The sequence below is a fragment of the Pontibacter sp. YIM B11418 genome (assembly GCF_059278805.1).
Genome location: NZ_JCAEMH010000001.1, coordinates 752,351 through 772,446, shown reverse-complemented (window position 1 = coordinate 772,446; position 20,096 = coordinate 752,351). Strand labels below are relative to the sequence as shown.

16 protein-coding genes are annotated in these 20,096 nt (G+C 49.8%); 6 read left to right on the top strand and 10 right to left on the bottom strand.

The window, feature by feature from the left end:
• Positions 1 to 12: 12 nt before the first annotated feature.
• The 4 genes from AC4QZR_RS03510 to AC4QZR_RS03495 all read right to left on the bottom strand — a co-directional run bounded on the left by AC4QZR_RS03510 (position 13) and on the right by AC4QZR_RS03495 (position 6,362).
• Positions 13 to 420: a response regulator gene (locus AC4QZR_RS03510; RefSeq protein WP_253401060.1), complete on the bottom strand. Its 408-nt coding sequence runs from the start codon at positions 418 to 420 to the stop codon at positions 13 to 15.
• 62 nt (positions 421 to 482) lie between these two features.
• A complete protein-coding gene (locus AC4QZR_RS03505; protein ID WP_494479641.1) occupies positions 483 to 2,084 on the bottom strand; it encodes a PAS domain-containing protein in 1,602 nt (533 codons plus the stop codon).
• Between the two features lie 188 nt (positions 2,085 to 2,272).
• Positions 2,273 to 5,644 carry a transcription-repair coupling factor gene (gene mfd, locus AC4QZR_RS03500; protein WP_494479640.1) on the bottom strand — a complete coding sequence of 1,124 codons (3,372 nt, stop codon included), beginning with the start codon at positions 5,642 to 5,644 and terminating at the stop codon, positions 2,273 to 2,275.
• Positions 5,645 to 5,825: 181 nt separating this feature from the next.
• Complete coding sequence (locus AC4QZR_RS03495) at positions 5,826 to 6,362, bottom strand: hypothetical protein (protein WP_494479639.1); 537 nt, start codon at positions 6,360 to 6,362, stop codon at positions 5,826 to 5,828.
• Positions 6,363 to 6,534: 172 nt separating this feature from the next.
• On the opposite strand from AC4QZR_RS03495, the gene AC4QZR_RS03490 reads away from it, so the two are divergent.
• From AC4QZR_RS03490 to AC4QZR_RS03480, 3 genes are all read left to right on the top strand, one after another.
• A complete protein-coding gene (locus AC4QZR_RS03490) occupies positions 6,535 to 7,020 on the top strand; it encodes a hypothetical protein (RefSeq protein WP_494479638.1) in 486 nt (161 codons plus the stop codon).
• Between the two features lie 243 nt (positions 7,021 to 7,263).
• Entirely contained in the window at positions 7,264 to 8,058 is a 795-nt protein-coding gene (locus tag AC4QZR_RS03485) for an alpha/beta fold hydrolase (RefSeq protein ID WP_494479637.1), read from the top strand.
• A 103-nt stretch (positions 8,059 to 8,161) separates the two neighbouring features.
• Positions 8,162 to 9,559 (top strand): CPBP family glutamic-type intramembrane protease, encoded by a 1,398-nt coding sequence (locus AC4QZR_RS03480; protein WP_494479636.1) that lies wholly within the window; start codon positions 8,162 to 8,164, stop codon positions 9,557 to 9,559.
• Positions 9,560 to 9,614: 55 nt separating this feature from the next.
• On the opposite strand, the gene AC4QZR_RS03475 is transcribed toward AC4QZR_RS03480, so the two are convergent.
• The 5 genes from AC4QZR_RS03475 to AC4QZR_RS03455 all read right to left on the bottom strand — a co-directional run bounded on the left by AC4QZR_RS03475 (position 9,615) and on the right by AC4QZR_RS03455 (position 15,703).
• On the bottom strand, positions 9,615 to 10,691 hold the full coding sequence (locus AC4QZR_RS03475; protein ID WP_494479635.1) for a J domain-containing protein: 1,077 nt from the start codon (positions 10,689 to 10,691) through the stop codon (positions 9,615 to 9,617).
• 66 nt (positions 10,692 to 10,757) lie between these two features.
• Complete coding sequence (locus AC4QZR_RS03470; RefSeq protein WP_494479634.1) at positions 10,758 to 11,387, bottom strand: hypothetical protein; 630 nt, start codon at positions 11,385 to 11,387, stop codon at positions 10,758 to 10,760.
• Between the two features lie 466 nt (positions 11,388 to 11,853).
• Positions 11,854 to 13,611 (bottom strand): ABC transporter ATP-binding protein, encoded by a 1,758-nt coding sequence (locus AC4QZR_RS03465; protein ID WP_494479633.1) that lies wholly within the window; start codon positions 13,609 to 13,611, stop codon positions 11,854 to 11,856.
• Positions 13,612 to 13,793: 182 nt separating this feature from the next.
• Positions 13,794 to 14,240 carry a PepSY-like domain-containing protein gene (locus tag AC4QZR_RS03460; RefSeq protein WP_494479632.1) on the bottom strand — a complete coding sequence of 149 codons (447 nt, stop codon included), beginning with the start codon at positions 14,238 to 14,240 and terminating at the stop codon, positions 13,794 to 13,796.
• A 104-nt stretch (positions 14,241 to 14,344) separates the two neighbouring features.
• A complete protein-coding gene (locus AC4QZR_RS03455) occupies positions 14,345 to 15,703 on the bottom strand; it encodes a mechanosensitive ion channel family protein (protein WP_494479631.1) in 1,359 nt (452 codons plus the stop codon).
• Positions 15,704 to 15,912: 209 nt separating this feature from the next.
• Here AC4QZR_RS03455 and AC4QZR_RS03450 point away from each other — a divergent pair, with 209 nt between their 5' ends.
• Positions 15,913 to 16,440 carry a DUF2911 domain-containing protein gene (locus AC4QZR_RS03450; protein WP_494479630.1) on the top strand — a complete coding sequence of 176 codons (528 nt, stop codon included), beginning with the start codon at positions 15,913 to 15,915 and terminating at the stop codon, positions 16,438 to 16,440.
• An 85-nt stretch (positions 16,441 to 16,525) separates the two neighbouring features.
• Here AC4QZR_RS03450 and AC4QZR_RS03445 read toward each other — a convergent pair whose 3' ends face one another.
• Positions 16,526 to 17,494, bottom strand: coding sequence for a glutamate--tRNA ligase family protein (locus AC4QZR_RS03445; protein WP_494479629.1), 969 nt, complete (start codon positions 17,492 to 17,494; stop codon positions 16,526 to 16,528).
• A gap of 226 nt (positions 17,495 to 17,720) precedes the next feature.
• On the opposite strand from AC4QZR_RS03445, the gene AC4QZR_RS03440 reads away from it, so the two are divergent.
• Positions 17,721 to 19,331, top strand: coding sequence for a sensor histidine kinase (locus AC4QZR_RS03440; RefSeq protein WP_494479628.1), 1,611 nt, complete (start codon positions 17,721 to 17,723; stop codon positions 19,329 to 19,331).
• Between the two features lies 1 nt (position 19,332).
• Positions 19,333 to 20,082 (top strand): LytR/AlgR family response regulator transcription factor, encoded by a 750-nt coding sequence (locus tag AC4QZR_RS03435; RefSeq protein ID WP_494479627.1) that lies wholly within the window; start codon positions 19,333 to 19,335, stop codon positions 20,080 to 20,082.
• The last annotated feature ends 14 nt before the right edge of the window (positions 20,083 to 20,096 follow it).

The following is a 20,096-nucleotide window of genomic DNA, read 5'->3' as shown; positions in this document are numbered from 1 at the left end:
AATGGGGTTCGATTAAAAATAGGTTTCCATGATCTCGCGCACATCGGCTTCGGCAAGGGGCTTGGAGTAATGCCTGCGTACCTCCGGGTATTTTTTAAGTCGCTCCAGATCGTAAAAACTGGCCGAAGAAGTAAGCATGAGCATTACTGTGCGTAGCTTTTTATCCTCCTCAAATCGCTGGTACTCATCCAAAAACTCAAAACCATCCATTACTGACATCTTGATGTCAACAAAAATAAGGTCCGGCTTCGGATAGTTCTCCTCGCCGTTGAAAGCTTTGTTCAGGTAGTCGAGAGCCTCTTCACCATTTGTCACTACCCTGATGTCCGATGCCGCCTCCATACGGGAGAGCAGGCGCTGGTTCAGGTAATTGGTTGTATCGTCGTCGTCTATCAGCAGGATAGTCTTTACAGATTTCATAGCTTGTATTTTGAGTTCTTTTACAAATTATGGCCTTTTTTGTTTTAAACAAAGTTAAAAAATTAAGATCCGGATTCTCCCCTTGCCAGTGCCTCCGCTCTTTGCCTGGCTATTACCAGGTTGGTTACTTCTATGGCCGAAATCATAATGCCCTCTACAGTAGAGGTGCTGTCGAACAAAGGCTGGTATTTAAAGTTAAAAAAGGCATCGCGCGGGTTGCCATTGAAGTCGTCGTCAATTTGTGTGCGGAACTCGTTGATGTACACGGTGCGCCCTTTGGCGTATACCTCATGCAGCAGATCAAAAAAACCGATCGGCTCGAGCTCCGGCCAAATCTCACGGGCAGTGTGACCAACGTAGCTGCGGTTGCCATATAGCTTGTATACGCCGGGGGTTACATACTGGCACACATGGTTAGGACCATGCAACAGGCACAGGTGCACCGGCGAAAGACGGAGCAGGTTCTCCAGGTGGTCGTCTTTGTGCTCCTCCACCTGATTCTTCTGGTCATCTATATCCGTGTAAGTGCCGATCCAGAGAGTAATGTTTCCATTGGCGTCGCGCATCGGCAGGCCACGTTCCAGAAACCAGCGGTAGCTGCCGTCCAGGTGGTGGCGAATACGATACTCCAGTTCAAAGCTGCTGCCTGTGGCCACGGCGTTGTGCCAGCTGGTGAGTATGAAGGCTGAGTCCTCCGGATGGACCGCGTTGATCCAGCCATCTGTCTGGCCCCGGAGCATGCCGGTATAGCTGTACCAGTTCTTGTTGAAGAAGAGCACCTTGCCTTTTGGTGAGGCCGTCCAGGCCATGTGCGGCAGCGTCTCCAGCAGGTGATGGAAGCGGGCGTCGCTTTCTTTGAGTGCCTCCTTCGTATCATGGTTCTGGGTGATGTCGATAATGGAGCCGGTGGTGCGGATGGGTTCACCCTCAGCATCGTATGTTGTATAGCCCTGGTCCAGGATGTAAGCGTAGCTGCCATCTGCTTTCCGAAAACGGTACTCGCCCGTCCATGTGCTCTGCTTATTGGCCAGCGCCTCTTGTATACTGCGTTGCACCTTCTCAAAATCATCCGGATGCACCCGCGAATCCCAGGATTCTCCACTTGGTCCTATTTCCTCGGGTGTGTAGCCAAACAGTTCCTTGAGCCCTTTCCCCCAGTGCATGCGGTCATTGGCGATGTCGTACTCCCAGGCAATGGCTTTGGTGGCGTTGCTGATCAGGTTCAGTTGTTCCTGACTTTGCTGGTGCAGGCGTTCGACCTGGATCTTGTCGGTCACCTCGATAACCTCGTGTATGAGGTACTGCACTTCCCCGACGTCGTTCAGCACAGGTACAGTGGTTGCACTCCAGTAGCGCTCCTCGTACTCTGAGCCACATTGAATGTCGTAACGGAGCATGCCATTATGAAAAGGCTCTTTGTGTATTAGGGCATGCTGCAGGCATTGCATCACAGCCGCCCGGGATTCAGGTTGGTTGGGATCGTTTGGGAACAGATCGAACAGGGAGTGCCCTAAGATCTGCTCGCGTGTCAGGTGCAGCCCTTTCAGCAGTAAATCGGTCACCTCAACGATGACAAGATCCGGGGTCAGGACAGCGTATAGCCTGGGCAGGGCCCTGAAGATGGGCTCTAGCGTGGGCAGTGATATCGCAGTTGTGTGGGGCACAGCAATAAATATTAGATTAAGTTCGGTTTTCGTAGCTTATAAGTTTCCAAAATAGCAAAATTTAATCTAAATATTACCCTGAATCGCGCGGTCGTAAGAAAAATGTTCAGCTGCACACACCTTGTAGTTTCATAGCGTGTGCAGCTGTTACAGTTCTGCCTACTTTTAAGGACTCGCGCTATATGTGTTTATCCTTTCACAGTGGCTTTTACATCGAGACTGTCGAATACTTCGCGGGCATCGGCAATGTTCCGGATGTCTTCCACGATCACAATCAGTTTGTCTTTGGCCTCCTTCAGGCGGGAGCGGCGTGAGTGCTGCTGCACGTACTTGAGGATGTTGCCAAAGGTATCGGACTGGAAATAGGCGTCGTTGTTCTCGCTCGGCAGGTAGCCTTTCATCACTTCCTTTTTGATAGTAAGCTTCTCGAAACCCAATTGCTGTGCCTGCCAGCGCAGTTTCACGATCTCGATCAGTTTCTGTACCTCCTGCGGCAGCGGGCCAAAGCGGTCTACGATACTGGCTTGTAATTTCTCCAGGTCCTGCAGGTCTTTGGTGCTGTCGAGTTTGCTGTAGAGGCTGAGGCGCTCCGAGATGTTGCCCACATACCAATCAGGTATAAGCACTTCCATGTCCGTCTCGATGTTACAGTCGCGCACCGGCTCCACAAACTCCGCCAGGTTGTCCTTCAGGAAGAGGTCGCGGAACTCCGTTTCCTTCAGCTCTTTGATGGCATCGTCGAGCACCTGGTGGTACATCTCGAATCCCAGGTCGTTGATGAAGCCGCTTTGCTCGCCTCCCAGCAGGTTACCAGCCCCGCGTATATCCAGGTCACGCATCGCGATTTTGAATCCTTCGCCCAGATCGGAGAATTCTTCGAGCACGCTCAGGCGTTTGCGGGCATCGGTTGGCAAACCGGCCACTGGTGGCGTGAGCAAGTAGCAATAGGCTTTCTTGTTGGAGCGGCCTACGCGGCCCCGCATCTGGTGCAGGTCCGACAAACCGAACATGTGTGCCCGGTTGATGATGATGGTGTTGGCGTTCGGTATATCGAGGCCCGATTCAATGATGTTGGTCGACACGAGCACGTCGTATTCGCCATCCACGAACTTCATCATGCGCTTTTCCAGTGTCTCGCCGTCCATCTGCCCATGGGCGAAGGTAATGCGGGCATCCGGCACCAGCTTCAGGATCATGTTGGCCATCTCCTCGATATCCTTCACGCGGTTGTGCACAAAAAACACCTGCCCGCCCCGCTTCAGTTCGGTCGCCACGGCATCCCGGATCAGTACTTCATCGAACACATGCAATTCCGTTTTTACTGGCTGACGGTTCGGTGGTGGTGTAGCGATCACGCTCAGGTCGCGGGCACCCATGAGCGAAAAGTGCAGTGTTCTAGGTATAGGCGTAGCTGTGAGCGTAAGGGTATCCACGTTCACGCGCATCTCCTTGAGCTTCTCTTTGGTCTTCACACCAAACTTCTGTTCCTCGTCAATCACGAGCAAGCCAAGATCCTTGAACTTGACGTCCTTGCTGGCAATGCGGTGCGTTCCGATCAGGATGTCCACTTTGCCCTCGGCAACACGTTGCAGTGTGTTCTTGATATCCTTGGCCGTTTTGAAGCGGTTGATGTAGTCCACTGTAATCGGGAATTGCTCCAGCCGGTCGCGGAAGGTTTTGAAGTGCTGCATGGCCAGTACCGTAGTCGGTACCAGCACGGCCACCTGCTTGCCGTCGCAGGCTGCTTTGAAGGCAGCACGCATGGCCACTTCTGTTTTGCCAAAACCTACGTCGCCGCACACGAGGCGGTCCATCGGATGCGGCTGTTCCATGTCGGCTTTCACATCTTCAGTGGCTTTGCCCTGGTCGGGGGTGTCTTCGTAAATGAACGACGACTCCAGCTCGGCCTGCAGGAAGCCATCGCGGGTATAGGCGTAACCTGGCGCGGCTTTGCGCTTGGCGTATAGCTGTATGAGTTCGGCAGCAATGTCCTTTACCTTGCTCTTTACTTTCTTTTTCTTGTTTTCCCACTCCGGCGAGCCTAGCTTGCTCATGGTCGGCGGACCGCCTTCCTTGCCGCTATACTTGCTGATTTTGTGCAGCGAATGGATGGAAACGTACAGCAAATCGTCGTCGCGGTATACCAGTCGGATGGCCTCCTGCAGACGGCCGCCAACCTCCACTTTCTCCAGTCCGGCGAACCGGCCCACGCCGTAGTCCATGTGCGTGATGTAGTCGCCGGGCTGCAGCGTGCGCAGCTCTTTCAGCGTCATCGCCTTAGTCTTGGAGCGGCCCTCTTTGGCTTTGTGCTGATAAAAACGATCGAACAACTGGTGATCGGTATAGCAGGTGATCTTAAGCTGCTCGTCAATAAATCCTTCGCGCAACGACACGGCCAAATGCTGGAAACGCATGTCGTGGTCCAGCTCGTCGAAAATGGTGGTGAGACGGTTGATCTGGCGCGGGGACTCTGTAGCAATGACGTTTACAAAGCCCTTGGTCTGTTGCTCGTGCAGGTCTTTTACCAGTCGGTTGAAGTCTTTGTTGAACGAGGGCTGCGGCTTGGACTGGAACTGCAGCACCTCCGTGTCTTTGTAGTTAAAGCGTTTGCCAAACTCCACGATGCTGAATTTCTCAAGCAGCTTTTTGAACTGCTTCTGCGTCTGGAACAGCTGCTCCGGGTCGGACACAATCTGGGTGCCGCCGCTTCCGGCCATCAGCTTCTCGAAGGCGTGGGAAGCCTTGTCGAAGTACTCGTCAATCACGTCCAGTGTCTGGCGCACATCCTTGAACCAGATGGCAGTGTTCTTTGGCACGAAATCAAGGAAAGCCTCACGTGTCTCCTGTAGCAATTTGGTCTGCACGTTAGGTATAATCGAGATGCTTTTTTTCGTCTCTACAGACAGCTGCGTGTCCGGGTCGAAGGAGCGTATACTCTCGATCTCGTCGCCGAAAAGCTCGATGCGGTAGGGCAGGTCGTTGGCGTAAGAAAACACGTCCACAATACCACCGCGCACGGCGTACTGGCCGGCCTCATACACAAACTCCGTCCGCTCAAAGCCATACTCAGCCAGCATCTCGCTCAGGAAGTTCACGTCCAGCTTTTCGCCTACCTTGGCACCCAGCGTATTCTCCACCAGCGATTTTTTGTTGATCACTTTTTCGGTGAGCGCTTCCGGGTAGGTCACGATCAGCTCGCCTTTGTCGGATTTGGTGTTGAGGCGGTTGAGCACCTCGGCCCGCATGAGGATGTTGGCGTTCTCGGTATCGTCGAAGCTGTAGGGCCGCTTGTAGGAAGTCGGGAACAGCATGACCTCCTTCTCGTCGCCAAGCAGATTTTTGAGATCGGTATAGAAATAGGCTGCCTCCTCCTTGTCGTGCAAGACGAAGAGTTGGTGCTGCGGGTGCAAGGTATAGACGGCCGAGGCCATGACGGCATCCAGGCTGCCCGCCATACCTTTAAGTTGCAGACGGTAGGGTTTATCGGCTTTGAGTCGCTCGGCAATGGTCTGCACCACCCCATCGAGTCGGTACAGCTCTAGAAAATCAGTTACTTTCATTCAGGTATATCACAAAACAGCAAAGGCAGAACACAGGACTTTTCGATAGTCGTGTTCTGCTGGTTGTTATTTTACAAAGGTAAATAAACTAATGCTTTATCAGAACTGAGAGGAGCGGGAGAAAGTTGCGGGGAAGCGGAATTGTTTTATACTACAAGTATCTTAAATCTAAGTCTGTGAACTAGGCGGCTAAATAGCCCATGATCCACAAATGAACGGGTAGTAGTAGAAAATTCATGATAGCTGCATTTAGGAGCTGCTCCTTATTGTTCCGCATGGCTACACCGAAGATAGCAATCAGGCCGAAGCTGATCGGGAGAAAGCAGAAAGTACCAAATATGCCTGCATTTTGAACTAACTCTTTTTCTTCACCAAATCTTTTGACATATCCTGTCTTAACAATACTGAATAGATAAGTGGTAACGAGTTTTACTGAATCAGCTTCTTTGGGATTAAAACCCTGAATTTTGTCGTATGGGTAGTAAAAGTTCTCTGTAATTAGAATCACGTTATCAAGCTGGCTTCTACTTGATTTTCCTGTGAATTTAGAGCGAGTCGTAACATACAGCGCTTCTCTAGCCAATATTTTCTCGTTTCGAATCACCTTAGGCAGCAAGAAAACATCAAGACATACTAAAAAAATTAATAGTAAGCAGAAGGCATTAAACCATCTGCAAATCTTAATAACAATAGGCGGAAGTGAGTTCGCGTAAGCCATACGTTTACAATATAGATATTGCTGAATGAAATAGAAAACAGTACATTTTCTATTGTATTATCCGTTCTCGGATTGCAAATCCGAAAAGCAAGGAAACCGAATGGGCGGTTTACTGCTTCACTTTAACTGTTGGTATGGCTAATCTCCCATAAATCTATACCTTGTACACTCAATGGAAACACCTCTACTACGCTATAGACTGACTGATCCTGCTGGCTTCACGACGAAGGTATACGCTCTTGTGATTATCGCTGGGGGCGTTTGGGTTTTCATGACTTATCCAGTGGTTGGTGTCCTGATGATTGTGCTCGGGATTTTTCCATTGGTCCAGTTTAAGTGCCTCGAAATTGATCTGTACCAAGGCACTTATTGCATGGGAGTAAATGTACTAGGCCATACTGTTGGCACCAGAGAACCTTACCCCGGCACTAAATGCATTTTTCTCAAGAAGAACAGATACCTTTCTTCCGACTCGCGCCGTACCTGGCGTCCTACCGCTTCTACTTCGTTCGATAGCTTTCTGTGGTTGGAGGACGACACCAAGATCCTGCTGTCACGTGACGGTGAAAAAGAGGAGGCAATGGCACGAATACAGCCTCTTGCCCAGGAGCTGCAGACGGAGATCGAGGATCTGACAGCACCCCTATCACACATTTAGCCTCCGCCCTTCCTGATTTCAAATCAAAAGAACTCAACTGAATAGATAGGTAGTTGAACTCATCAAAGTATTTCCTCTCTCCTTTAGGGTCCCCAAACGGAAGGACAATTGCTTAAATAAACTTTCCTTGTATAATTATGGTTTTGTCATATTTTAAATGCGTATAGGTATAATTAGGGTGTTTCGTATCGGAGGAGAGCTATACCTTATTAAATAATTAGTAAAGGCTAGTAGTCGCATGCAATGGATGTGATCAAACGAAATAATATCAATATCTCCGGAAAGGGGGAGAAGCCGCTTGTGTTCGGTCATGGCTTTGGCTGCGATCAGAATATGTGGCGTTTTGTGACACCGGCTTTTCAGCAGCATTACAAAATCGTGCTGTTCGACCATGTGGGGGCCGGTAACTCCGATCTTGCTGCATACAATACCGTGAAGTATAACACCCTGCATGGCTATGCAACCGACATCCTGGAAATAATCGATTTCCTGGATTTGCAGGATGTGATTTTTGTAGGGCACTCGGTGAGTGCCATGATGGGGGTGCTCAGCGCGATCAAAACACCAGCCTTGTTCAGCAAACTCATCCTGATCGGTCCGTCGCCCTGCTACATCAATGACAAAAACTACATCGGTGGGTTTGACCGGGCCGACATCCTGTCGATGCTGAAATATATGGAGCGCGACTATACGCTTTGGGCCGATACGTTTGCTCCCCTGATCATGGGAAATCCGGATAAGCCCTCGCTGGGCGAAGAATTGATAGAGAGTTTCTGCAATACCGACCCCGATATTGCCAGGCACTTTGCCCATGTCACCTTTCTGTCAGACAATCGCCCGGACCTTCCTAAACTGCAGACCGAGGCCCTGATTATGCAGTGTGCTGATGATATTATTGCGCCGGAAGAAGTTGGCAATTACGTGCATAAAGCAATCAAAAACTCTACGCTGGTGCACCTGAAAGCGACAGGGCACTGTCCGAATCTGAGCTCTCCGTTAGAGGTGATCGACACCATGGAAAACTACCTGCAGGTATAGCGCGCGCCAGGACAAAGATTAACAGCAGGAATTCATAGAAGTATAGGCAGAATTATATATATTTAGACTGCAATTAGTGCAACAGTAGCTCTATCTTTATTCCATGCTTCAATCCTTTACCCTCCAGCTAAAACAAACTGCCTCCGACATCTGGCTTTTCCTGAAAAACCCGAAAGACCAGCCTGCTGCTCAAAATAGCCGTTCCATCAAGTTGCGCATTCTTTTGCTCGTGATCCTGCTTAACATGATGCTTACATTTGCCTTCATTGGTGTGATGCAACTTATGAAACTGATGGGCTGGTATGTAAACAGCAGCCACTCTGTGTTGGAAATGATGCGGTCTTTACCAATCTGGGCTTTCCTGCTACTGGGTGTACTGGCAGTCCCGCTTCTGGAGGAATTGGTATTTCGATATGGTTTGCGATTTAAGAGCGGCTATATAGCCTTTCTTACTGTGGTAGCCTCCATTGCACTAAGCAGCTTGGCCTACTCACAATTGCCTTTGGCCGGTGCTATAGGCGTATGGATTATACTAGGTATGGCGCTGGTGTTGTATGCGCTGAACGCTGACAGAATAGCTGGCTTTTGGAAGAAAATCTGGGACAGGGTATACTGGGTATTCTTTTACTTTATGGCCGTTGCCTTCGGTCTTATTCACATTACCAATTTTACTGACTTCGATTACGCATCGGCAGCTGTACTGCTTATCCCTATTTTGATTGCACCCCAAGCGATAGGCGGTATGCTGATGGGCTATATGCGGGTGAAGCATGGCTTTCGCTGGGGCTACTTTATGCATGCTGGGCACAACGCGCTATTATTTGGACTGGCATTTGCCACGATGGACACGTTGGAAGAGAAACTGCAAATCCAGAACGAAAACTATACCCTGCAGCTAGGGGAGTATATGCTGCACGACCAGACAGCCCTTGCCTCTCAATTTGTCGGACCCGACTCGATCGGGTTTAAGAACCAAAAGCTACACGATGTTATCCTGGCGCTGCTGGATAAAGAGGAATCTCTTGTAGAGCTTGACAAAAAGCGGCATCAGTACACAGCCATAGATCTGCACTTTAAAACCCATGCGGCCTCCAAAGACATAAAGCAAAACAAGCAACTGGTACTGGAGCAACTGCAGGAAGTGTATAAGTTTGATGTAACCTACCGCACACAGAAACAGGATGCCTGGGACGTGGCGATTGCCGATTCGAGCCTGCTGGCAACAAACGCTGTGGCAGATATTGGGAAGTCTACGGTGATGTATAACGAAGAAGGCATTACATTCGAGAACGTAACCTTGGGCGAGTTAGTGGGCGCTATCGAAAAGAATTTCAAGGTGGGGCTTATTGCGAAAAGAGAACTCCTGGAGTCGGGTAAGTATAACTTCAAACTGCCTAAAAGCGACTTTGAAAAAGCAAAGGAAGACCTGAAAACAAAGTACGGCATCCTGTTGCAATCACGGATGGAGCTGGCCGATCTGGCGGTGGTATCTTTTAAGTAGCAAAGAAAGTTTGAAGCAGCCGCTCACAAGTCAGGGAGACAAGTGAGCGGCTGTTCTATTTTAGAATCACCTTGATCTGCACCGGGTCCTGCAGCACTTTGAGGTTCTGCTTCAGCTGCTCCAGTTCATAAGTTAAACCTTCCTTTGCCTGCTTAAATTTTTGGTTCATCTGTTTAGGACTTCCGCAGAAGCGGTCGTAAAAGCTGGCATTCGGGCCAGAGATGAAACCGTGTAATTCTGCCTGCAACTCGCTTAGCTGGTCGTTCAGGATTTTGATGTAGTAAGCTAGCTGCTCGTCGGGGAGCTTGTCGAGTGCCTGGCCTTGTTCCTGCAAAAACTCCATCTGCAGGCGTAACAGCTCGAAGAAGTCGTCGTGGTGGTAGGCTTGGGTAACGCGCTTCATGGCTTCTTCCTTCCAGGCACGTTTGGTTTCGTCACGCTCCTTGTCGGGGTGCAGCTGCTTGGCGAGGTCGGTGTACACGCGGCGACTGGCCTTGCTGATGTTGCTGAGTTCGGCCTTTGCTTTTGCCTCTTTTTCCTGCTGGGCTTTGGTCTTGCGGCCTTTCTGGCGGTTTTGCCTGGCCTTTTCCCGCTCTTCCTCTTCACGGTCAAGCTTAGCCTGTATGCGCTCAAACTCATCGAGCTCATCCCAGTTGTCAGGTATAGCTTCTTCTTCCTCGTCGGCTATACCTTCCTCCGGAAAATCATTCTCCTCAGCCAGGTATACATCACGCTCGGCATACGGCACCTCGGCATACCGATCGTGCAGGGCGACTAAGTCTTTGCGCTCGTAATTCTGGATCAGATCAAATGCGATGCTGGCAATCAGTTGGGCAAGTTTTTCTTTCTCCCTGAAGCTGAACAAGGGCAAGGCAAAGGCATCATCAAGCAAATGGGCCAACTCCACTCGCTGTGCCACCTGCTGCATGATGATGGGGCGCAGGTCCTTTTCGATGCGCTTCTGAGCAAGATCCATGCTGTCGCGCCGTGTGGCCAGCTCCTGCTTCAGCTGTTCTATCTGCGCCACTTTCTTATTGAATTCCTGCTGCAACTGGCTCAGCTTGCGCTGGTCCGGAGAGGTGATCTGTGGGGTGAGCGATGGAACAGGTTTGTCAGACTTAAAAGCAGGCATAAGCGGGTAGCAGGTATAAAAGCAAGGTATAGCGCCTGCAATTTACGGATTAGCCGGCGCTATACCTTACTGCTGCGCGTCGAAAGGTATAAAACGGTTGTTCTGCAACAGGTATAGCGTCGTGCGGTTACCGTCCAGCACGGACACACCATCGGTCTTGAGATTGGTGAACTGCTGCTGACGCGGGTTGCGCACAAGCGAATCCTGAGGTGCCAGCCTGAGTTGCAGGTTGCTATACCTGCGGTCGTTCAACTGCTGTGATGGGTAAGATGCCACTTTCATTTCGCGGACCTGCGGAGTGCCGTAATCCAGAAAAGCCAGGATGTGGATAGAGTCGTTCTGCAGCACCTGCACCGCATAATCGGGGTTTTGGTTGCCGTTGAGGTTGCCGCGCAAGTATACCGGATTGTCGACATGCCGCGTGCGGTTAGACATTGTTTGGTCTGTCAGGACTGCCACTTCTGCCTGCGGCTGGCGCTGTTGCAGCAGGGTAGTTAGCGTGTCGGGGAGTGGGTGCAGAATAGCGCCTTCGTCGGTGGCACGCGCCACGCTGTCAATAGAGGTTTTGGTGTCGGAATCGATCTGGCTTTCGATCAGGTCATCGTCAGCAGCGCGGTTGTAGTTGCCGTCGGCGGAGTCGGAGCCGCAGGAGGCAAGCGCCAGCAGACCGGCTATGGCTGGTAGGTATAGTTTCATAGGTATAGGCTTCGTTTCTGATTTGTTGCTTTGCATACCTGAGCTGCAGGTATAAAGTTGCAATCCATCGTGTTGCGGCAGGTATAGGTAGAGGCGGAGTTGTTAAGTTCTGTCAGGAACTATCCCCTTGAGGGGATTATAGGGGTGTAAATACAGAGCCGAAAAGCCAGTGTATGACCAACTCTCAGTTTCCTCGCAGATGTAAACATCCCTCTGCGCTCCCCTCAAGGGGAGAATTCGTTAGAACTTAACGGCCCTAGGTATAATCGCAAAGAATTTCCCAGGAAGACAAGTTAGTGCTTTAAGCACTCGTAGTGAGTCGGTTGCAGGAAAGGACTGTAACTATAGCAGCAAGCTCAAGTTGCTGCAATGTCCTCAAAGTTCCACTATGACTTTCACAGGTCTGGGGGCCTGTCCCGAACTTGATTCAGGAACAAACTCACAGGTAGATCAGGCACTATGCGACCTACCGTATCAACTCCACCTTACGTTCGCCGATCTGCTGGCGCCACATGGCGTAGTACAAACCTTTTTGCTCCACCAACCCGGCGTGGTTGCCCTGCTCTACAATCTTGCCTTTTTCGAGCACATAAATGGTGTCGGCGTGCATGATGGTGCTGAGACGGTGGGCGATGAGGATGGTGATCTGTTCACGCAGGGCTGATATTTCTTTTACGGTGGCGGTAATTTCCTCTTCGGTGAGCGAGTCGAGGGCCGAGGTGGCTTCGTCGAAAATGAGCAGTCGCGGGTTGCGGATGAGGGCGCGGGCAATGGAGAGGCGCTGCTTCTCACCACCTGACATCTTCAGACCACCCTCGCCGATCTGGGTATGGATGCCTTGCTCGGAGCGAGTGAGCAGGTGGGTGGCGGAGGCCTTTTCCATCGCCCGGATTACTTCTTCGTCGGTGGCGTCGGGCTTCACATACTGGAGGTTCTCCTTGATGGTGCCCGAAAAAAGGTTGGTCTCCTGTGTCACAAAACCCAGTTGTCGACGCGCCTCATTCAGCCAGATTTCCTTCACAGGCGTGCCGTTGTAGTAGATCTCGCCGCTGGCTGGCAGGTATAGCCCCACCAGCAGCTTTACCAGCGTAGACTTGCCCGAACCCGAGGGCCCCACGAAAGCAACGGTGTCGCCGGTATTGGCCTCAAAGGAAATGCCGTCCACTGAGTTCTGCGGCGCGCCTTTGTGCCGGAACACCACATTCTCGAAACGCAGTTGCTGCAGGGGGCCCACGTTAATCGCCGATTCGGGTCGGGTCTCTACAGGCTTGTTCATCAGTTCGTCGAAGTTATGGAGCGAGGCCTCTGCTTCGCGGTAGGTGAGGATGATGGTGCCCATGTCCTGCAGCGGGCCGAAAATACTGACCGAAATAAACTGCATCGAGATCAGTTCGCCGGTGGTGAGCACATCCCGAAAGATCAGCCAGAGCAACGTGAACAGGATGGACTGCCTGAGCAGATTGAGGGCCGTGCCCTGCAGAAAAGAAAGCGTGCGCACCCGTTTGACTTTGGCCATCTCCAGCGAGAAAATTCGCTCTGTATGTTCGCGCAGACGGCGTATCTCCGGATAGGTGAGGCCCAGACTCTTTACCAACTCAATATTGCGCAGCGATTCCGTGATCACGCCCGACATTTTGTTCGTGGCCCGGTTGATGGATCGTTGCATGGTCTTGATCTTGGCGCTGAGTATACTGGTTAAACCGCCGAGCACCACCATTCCGATGAGGAAAATAGGCACCAGCGCCCAGTGTTTGGTGATAGCATACCACACCAGGAAACCCACACCTACCAAAGACGAAAAAAGGATGTTGATGAACGAGTTGATGAAGCGCTCGGTGTCGCGGCGCACCCGCTGCAGGATCGAAAGCGTTTCGCCGCTGTTCTGGTCAGCATACTCTTGGTAAGAGAGTTTGAGTGTCTGTTTGAGGCCGTCGTTAAAGATCTGCACACCGAATTTCTGTACGACCAGGTTAGTGAAATACTCCTGAAAAGCCTTTGCTAAACGTGAGAGCAGCGCCACCGCTACGGCCAGCAGCATTAGCCAGAGAGCACCTTTCACCCGCTCTTCGCTGGACATGGTAAAAGGCGGCGTGGCGTACTTGTCGATGATCTTTCCGAAAATGATCGGGTCGACCAGCGCCAGTATCTGACTGATGCCGGCCAGGAATAACGAAAGTATAACCAGCCCACGGTGAGGCTGCAGGTAGTTCCAGAGTACGCGCATGAAAGATGATATAAGTTCGGGTTCTCTTCCTACGGGCGTACTCAGTGCAGGTATACAGATCGCGTATCCTCCGCCGGAGGCAGCAGGCAATTAGCTGGCAGGTATAGGAATTAAGGTATAGGTCAAAAAAATGCCCGAAGCGTGGCCCCGGGCATCCCATGTAGTATTTAAAAGACAAGTGGTTAGTCCCAATAGGCAGGGTCAGTTACCTCTTTCCCGTCTTTTGACATCACAATCTTTTTGTCTTTTCCTTTCTGGTCGAGCTCCAACTGATAATAGGTGTTGCCGTCTTTCTCCACCTGCTCTACGTCATCCACGCGCATCCCTTTGTAATTCTGGCTGATGGCAGTTTGTATATTCTGTGGCAGGTCTTTCTCCATCAAGTCGTGTCTGGTCATCAATATTTTGCCGGATGGGTCGATCATAACAGCGTGGTCGATGCGGTTCACATCAAAATCGGCCTCGTAGTTCTCACCGTGCTTTTCCCAATCCAGGTCGGTGGCGTTGGCATACTTTTGAGAGAGCGCGCTTTTCACAGCTTCCGGAACATCCTTCTCGGCTACGTCCTGCGCCTGCACTGCCACAACTGAGCCTATTACGAAGGCAAATCCAACTAATATCTTTTTCATAAATCTAGATTTTAAGTTTTAAAAATTGGTATGTTACAAGTATACGGTCCAATTCTGAAGCAAATCTGAATTTTGGAAATTATTGATAGTAAAATAGTTGTGTTCTAGAATTCGCTGCTGCTTTTGGGGTTGGTTTGTGAAGGAGTACCATCGGGGTTGATGAACTGCACCTGCTGCCGTGGGTATACCGGTATGATTTTATTTATATACTCGGGCTTGTTCAGCTCCATAGTGAGGCGCAGCGTGAGCTCGCTCTTCCACTTGCGCCGCTCGCGTGCCCCCACCAGGTAGCGGATAGTGATGTTGGTCCACGACTCATCCATGGAAACAAACACCTGGGGCTTGTCCGGCACCGTATTGTCCAGGCCAGCCTGCTGCAGTAGCTGGGCGTAAGAGGTGGTTGGCCCTTTCATGTAATCGCCCAGGAGTCCCAGCGCCACACTTTCGACCACCCCCATGGCGAGCGGCATATCGGACTCATTGGCCACACCCACATCCAGTTCGTCCCATACAAAGGGGAAATCGGCGGTCAGGTTGATCACAGAGCCCGTCAGGACTTCGTTGTTGGGGAACGTGACCAGTCGGCCTGTGGGCTGCTCGGCCCGCACAAAACCCGGCTGGTAAGGCGCGCCGATCTCCCAAACCGTGGTGGTCAGAAAGTCGATGCGGTAGACGTCGCCGAACACCTCGCCAACCTGGATGCGGTCGCCCACCCGGTAGTAGCCCTGGTACGAATTCATGAGCCAACCGGTAAAACTTTCGATGGGTGTCTGCAACGACCACGACAGAGCCAGGCCGATCAGGCCAAAGGAGCCGACCAGCGCCCGGATATCGCCTGCAACCACACTCACCGCCACGCCAATGGCCAGCAACCACACGGCAATGGAAACCAGGGAGATAACGGCGCTGGCGCTTTGCCACTTGCCGATGGAGCGGTGCAGAATGGCCCGCAGTATACGCACGGTCAGCCAGGCTAAAAAAAGGGTGATGAAGGCGATAATTATTTTAGGCAGGTTGAAAATAAAGCCTTCCCAAAGGCCCTGCAGCGCCCCGATCGCCTCCTCCGTTGCCTCTTTGGAACCTTTTTTCTTAACTACTGCCTCTTCGGTAACAGTGCTGCCAGATACAGGGTCCTGCACCGCCACCTCTTCCACTACTGCAACCGTGTCGGGGTAGTTGTCCTGAGCCAGGCCTGCCTCGCTTGGGGCAAACAGCATCAAAATCAAACCTGTAATGGCCACGGCCAAAAGGGAGGCTTGCCGGAAATTGCGTAGCCGGTTCTGGGCCCCTTTCACGGCTGAGCCGCGGGTGCGTTTTCTTTTTCGTAATCTGGTGCGGAGGTTTCTGCGTGTGGGAGTAGAGGTATAGCTTTGCGGCTGCCCCATACTTTGCGTACCGGTGCCGGGTGTGGGGAGGCGTACGTTTCGCTTAGAGATTCTTCTGTTTCGATTATAAGAAGGCATAGGTTCCGCGGCTTTCTCTTTTTTGAGCTTTTTCCTTCTATACGCAAGAAAAGCCGGGGTGCTGCAAAGGACGGTTTGTGGGCTCCGAAAACCTTTGCTTCGCCTGTACAATCCAAAACAGCTATTATACGTTAGCTAATTGGTTGATAATCTTGTAGTAGAATATTGCTCAATTGCTTATCTTTCCTTTAAAACCAAAATATAACACTATGAAAAACCTGAAAATCACAAATGTACTCGCCATGTTGCTTATTGGCATACTCGTTTCATCAACCGCCTGGGCGCAGGATGCGAAGCCAAAAGCAAGTCCGGCTGCTACTGCCACAGGCAAGGTTGGAAATGCCACTATCACCATCAACTACAGCAGTCCGTCTGTAAAGGGACGCACCATTTGGGGTGAACTGGTGCCTTATGGCAAGGTATGGCGTGCAGGTGCAAACGAGGCCACAACCATTACTGCCGACCAGGACGTGATGGTGGAAGGTAAAAAGCTACCAGCCGGTACTTACAGTTTCTATACTATACCTGGCGAGGACGAGTGGACCATCATTTTTAACAAAACAAACAAGCAATGGGGCACGCAGTACGACGAAAAACAAGATGCCCTGCGCGTGATGGCCAAACCACGAAAGGCGGCTTCGATGAACGAGCGCTTGGTATACGATGTGACCAAAGATGGCATTGTGCTGCGTTGGGAGAACCTGGAAGTGCCGGTTAAGGTACAGGCAGCAAAGTAAAGTCTTACATAAAGCAAGAAGCCCTGCTGTGGATTCAGGTATAGCCTGGAAACAGCAGGGCTTTTTTGTGCCCACTTGCAAGCGGCTATACCTGAGCGATGTGTCGTGGCAGATCCTCCAGCCGGAACCTGCTCAGGAAACTTTGCGCGTCTTCTATACCTGCGTTTTGCCAGCCGAGCAGCTCGGCCAGTTTTTGCCAGAGTTGCTGGGTGGTGAGTCCGGCCTTACGCATTTCGGTAAGCGAGAGGGCGTCGTGGGACTTGGAGAGCTTGTTGCCTTCGCTCACGATAAGCGGGTGGTGCACAAAAGCTGCATTGGTAAAGGCAGTGGCGCCCGTGTGCTGCGCCAGGAAAAGCTGCGCCGCCGTGGAAAGCATCAGGTCCTCGCCCCGCACGATCAGGTTCACGCCCATGGCCAGGTCATCGACGATCGAGGCGATCTGGTAGGCAGGTATACCGTCTTTGCGGCGCACCACAAAGTCGGGCATTTCGAGGGCAAGCGCCACGGTGCAGTGGCCCATCAACTGGTCCTGGAAAGAGATGGTTGTGCCCTCAGGTATACGCACACGCCAGGCAGCGTTGGTCGTGTCGAGCGGCAGCTGCTCGTCGCGGCAGGTGAGCGGGTATAGCCCCTGCAGCGACAGGGCCGCTATCTGGCTGCGGGAGCAGGGGCAGGCGTACACCATACCTTGCTGCACCAGTTTATCCAGTTGCGCCTGGTAGGCCGGTAGCTTTAAAAGTTGGGAGTAGTTCTCCTGAAAATCCTGTGGGTTGCACGGCCCTTCGTCGTAGTCGAGGCCCATGAAGTCGAGCGTGTCGAAGATGTCCTGCAGGTACTCGGGGCGGAAGCGGGCATTGTCGAGGTCGTCGATGCGGAGGGCGACTATACCTTGTTGCTTGCGCGCCAGCGCCCACGTAATGGCAAACGACAGCGCATTGCCCAGGTGCAGATAACCGCTGGGAGTAGGGGCGATGCGGGTTTTTATTTGCTGCTTCGTTTCCACAGGTATAGCGCTGGGTTTGATGAGGTCAAAGGTATAGCTGCTATTTCTCAAGTCAAATTATAAACTGTTAAAATGCCTGAGGATGAATAAGGGCCTTGGTGCTACGGCCAATACGGATGGCTCCCTACAGGTTCAGCCACTGGTGGGCGGAATTGGCGGCAATATTCAAATACTGCTCAAAACAACACATCTGCTATTTCAATCACTGTCGTTAATGTTTTAGGGTTTTTGTTTCGCTATTATTGCTACAAGTTTGGTGAAAATCAAACCTAACATTATGAAAAAGATACTCTTCATCCTTCTCAGCTTCATCACTGCGCTTTCTACGGTCAATGCGCAAAAAGGCATTGACTTTTCTCGTACATACCCTGCTGGAGGAAAATTACTTATGAGTGTGGATAGTTTAGCCAAAAAAGTCTACTATAACTTTGTGTTTCCTAATCAACCCCGAACCTCATTTAATTATTTGCCTGACGTTAGCAACGTAAGCATCCAAATTTATTTTAGAGAGACAGATAGCGTACAGCATTATCGCTACACCATTTTGGAGGATGACAAACCACTAGTGGTAAACATGCCGATCAACGAAGCGGAACTAAAAGATGTTGATAGACCAGGCGAAGTATTCAGGTCAACCACACTTGGCGTTTTTCCTATTAAAGGTAAAACCATCACAACATTAATCTACAGCATCGAAAAACCACTCGACATTGACAAAGCTGTTTTTTACGGGAAGCCTATTCCAAGAGCAAAAATTAAAGGTTTTTCAAAGCGCTTCGCTACTGACAATGGCGTTGACTACAGCGACATAAACGCCATAAAAGAAAGAACAGACCTCACCTTCTCTGAAAAAGACGACGAATTAACCATCGTAAAAGACAGATCAGATAATGATTATCTCTACTACACCATAATAAAAGACAAGCAAACAAATAAAATAATTTTCGAATCCACTGCCTGGCAATATGGCGGCTACATTGAAGAACATCAGTATTTACCTTATGTGAAGATCGACAAAAGCCTATTCAAAAAATCGGGAGATTATGAAATTATCATTCAGCCGTTAATTGATTGGTCTAATTGCCTTGATTGCGATATTTCAGAAAAAGAAACAGAAAAGTACATAACCAGGCATACGCTCTCTGTCACATTAGATGAAGAGAACTACACTAAAAAAGAACTTCTGCTATATATCTTCATTGTCGGGTTTTTAATTGGATTATTTTTCCTGGTTATCCTCTACCTCAACAAAAAGAAAAATAAAAAGCGACTAGCAGAAAATGAGCAGCAAAAAAACACGGCAAAGCTCCAGCTTACTTCTATTCGATCCCAATTGAACCCTCATTTTCTGTTCAATGCACTCGCTGGCATTCAAAATTTAATGAACAGAAACGAAATAGACAAAGCCAATAAATACCTCTCTAAATTCGCCAGGTTGACCCGTAACGTGCTTGACGATAAAGAATTGATAAGTTTATCGCAGGAAAAGACTTTACTGGACGATTACCTGCAAATGGAGCAATTGCGGTTCGGCTTTGAATACGAAATTAACTACTCCGAAGACTTAGATTTAGCTAACATAGAAATACCAAGTATGCTCCTGCAACCTTTCGTTGAAAATGCGGTGAAGCACGGGATATCGCAAAAGGCTACTGATGGAAAAGTGATGGTCACATTTATTAAACAAGCAAATGATTTGCAGTTAACTGTCACCGATAATGGCAATGGATTTGACACAGTGAAAAAGACCAATGGTTTGGGTCTACCATTAAGTGAAAGTAGGATAGCACTCTTAAACAGTATTTACAAAGAAAATCGCTTTACTTTAGCCATACAGTCAACCACCAACGGCACTACAATAAGCTTAATATTAACAGATTGGCTATAATATGATGAGAGCGGTTTTAGTAGATGATGAAATATCCAACTTAGAAAACCTGCGAATTTTGCTGGAAAAGCACTGTCCGCAGGTAACTATAATCGCAACAGCACAAAATGTAGGCGATGCAGTTGATGCTATTGAAAAATACTTGCCTCATTTAGTGTTTCTGGATATTCAAATGGGCGAGCAAACTGGTTTTGATGTGCTCAGACTGCTTCCAAAGCGTAATTTCGAAGTTATCTTTATTACCGCCTACGACCAATATGGAATACAAGCTGTAAAATTTGCCGCCTTAGATTATCTTTTAAAGCCTATTGATATAGACGAATTGATAAATGCAGTACATAAAGCTGGGCATAAATTGTCAGCACAGATACAAACTTCGCAGCTTGATTTTTTAATGCAACAATTAAAAAAGCCAGAAACGCATGTTAGCACAATTGCCCTGCAGATGCAAAGCGAAATAAGATATGTTACTTTGTCAGAAATTATACGCTGCGAAGCAGACAATACTTATACCCACTTTTTCCTATCGAGTAATGAAAAAATATTGGTTTCAAAATCACTTAAAGAATATGCTGATTTACTGAGGCCTAAAGGATTTTTAAGAACTCATCAAAGTCATTTAGTAAATCCAAAATATGTAAAAAGCTGGTTAAAAGAAGACGGTGGTATCCTACTTTTGACATCTGGAGAAAAAATACCAATCTCTAAACCCAACAAAGAAACAGTTAAACAAGCTTTGCAACGGCTATAAGTAATTTCTCAACA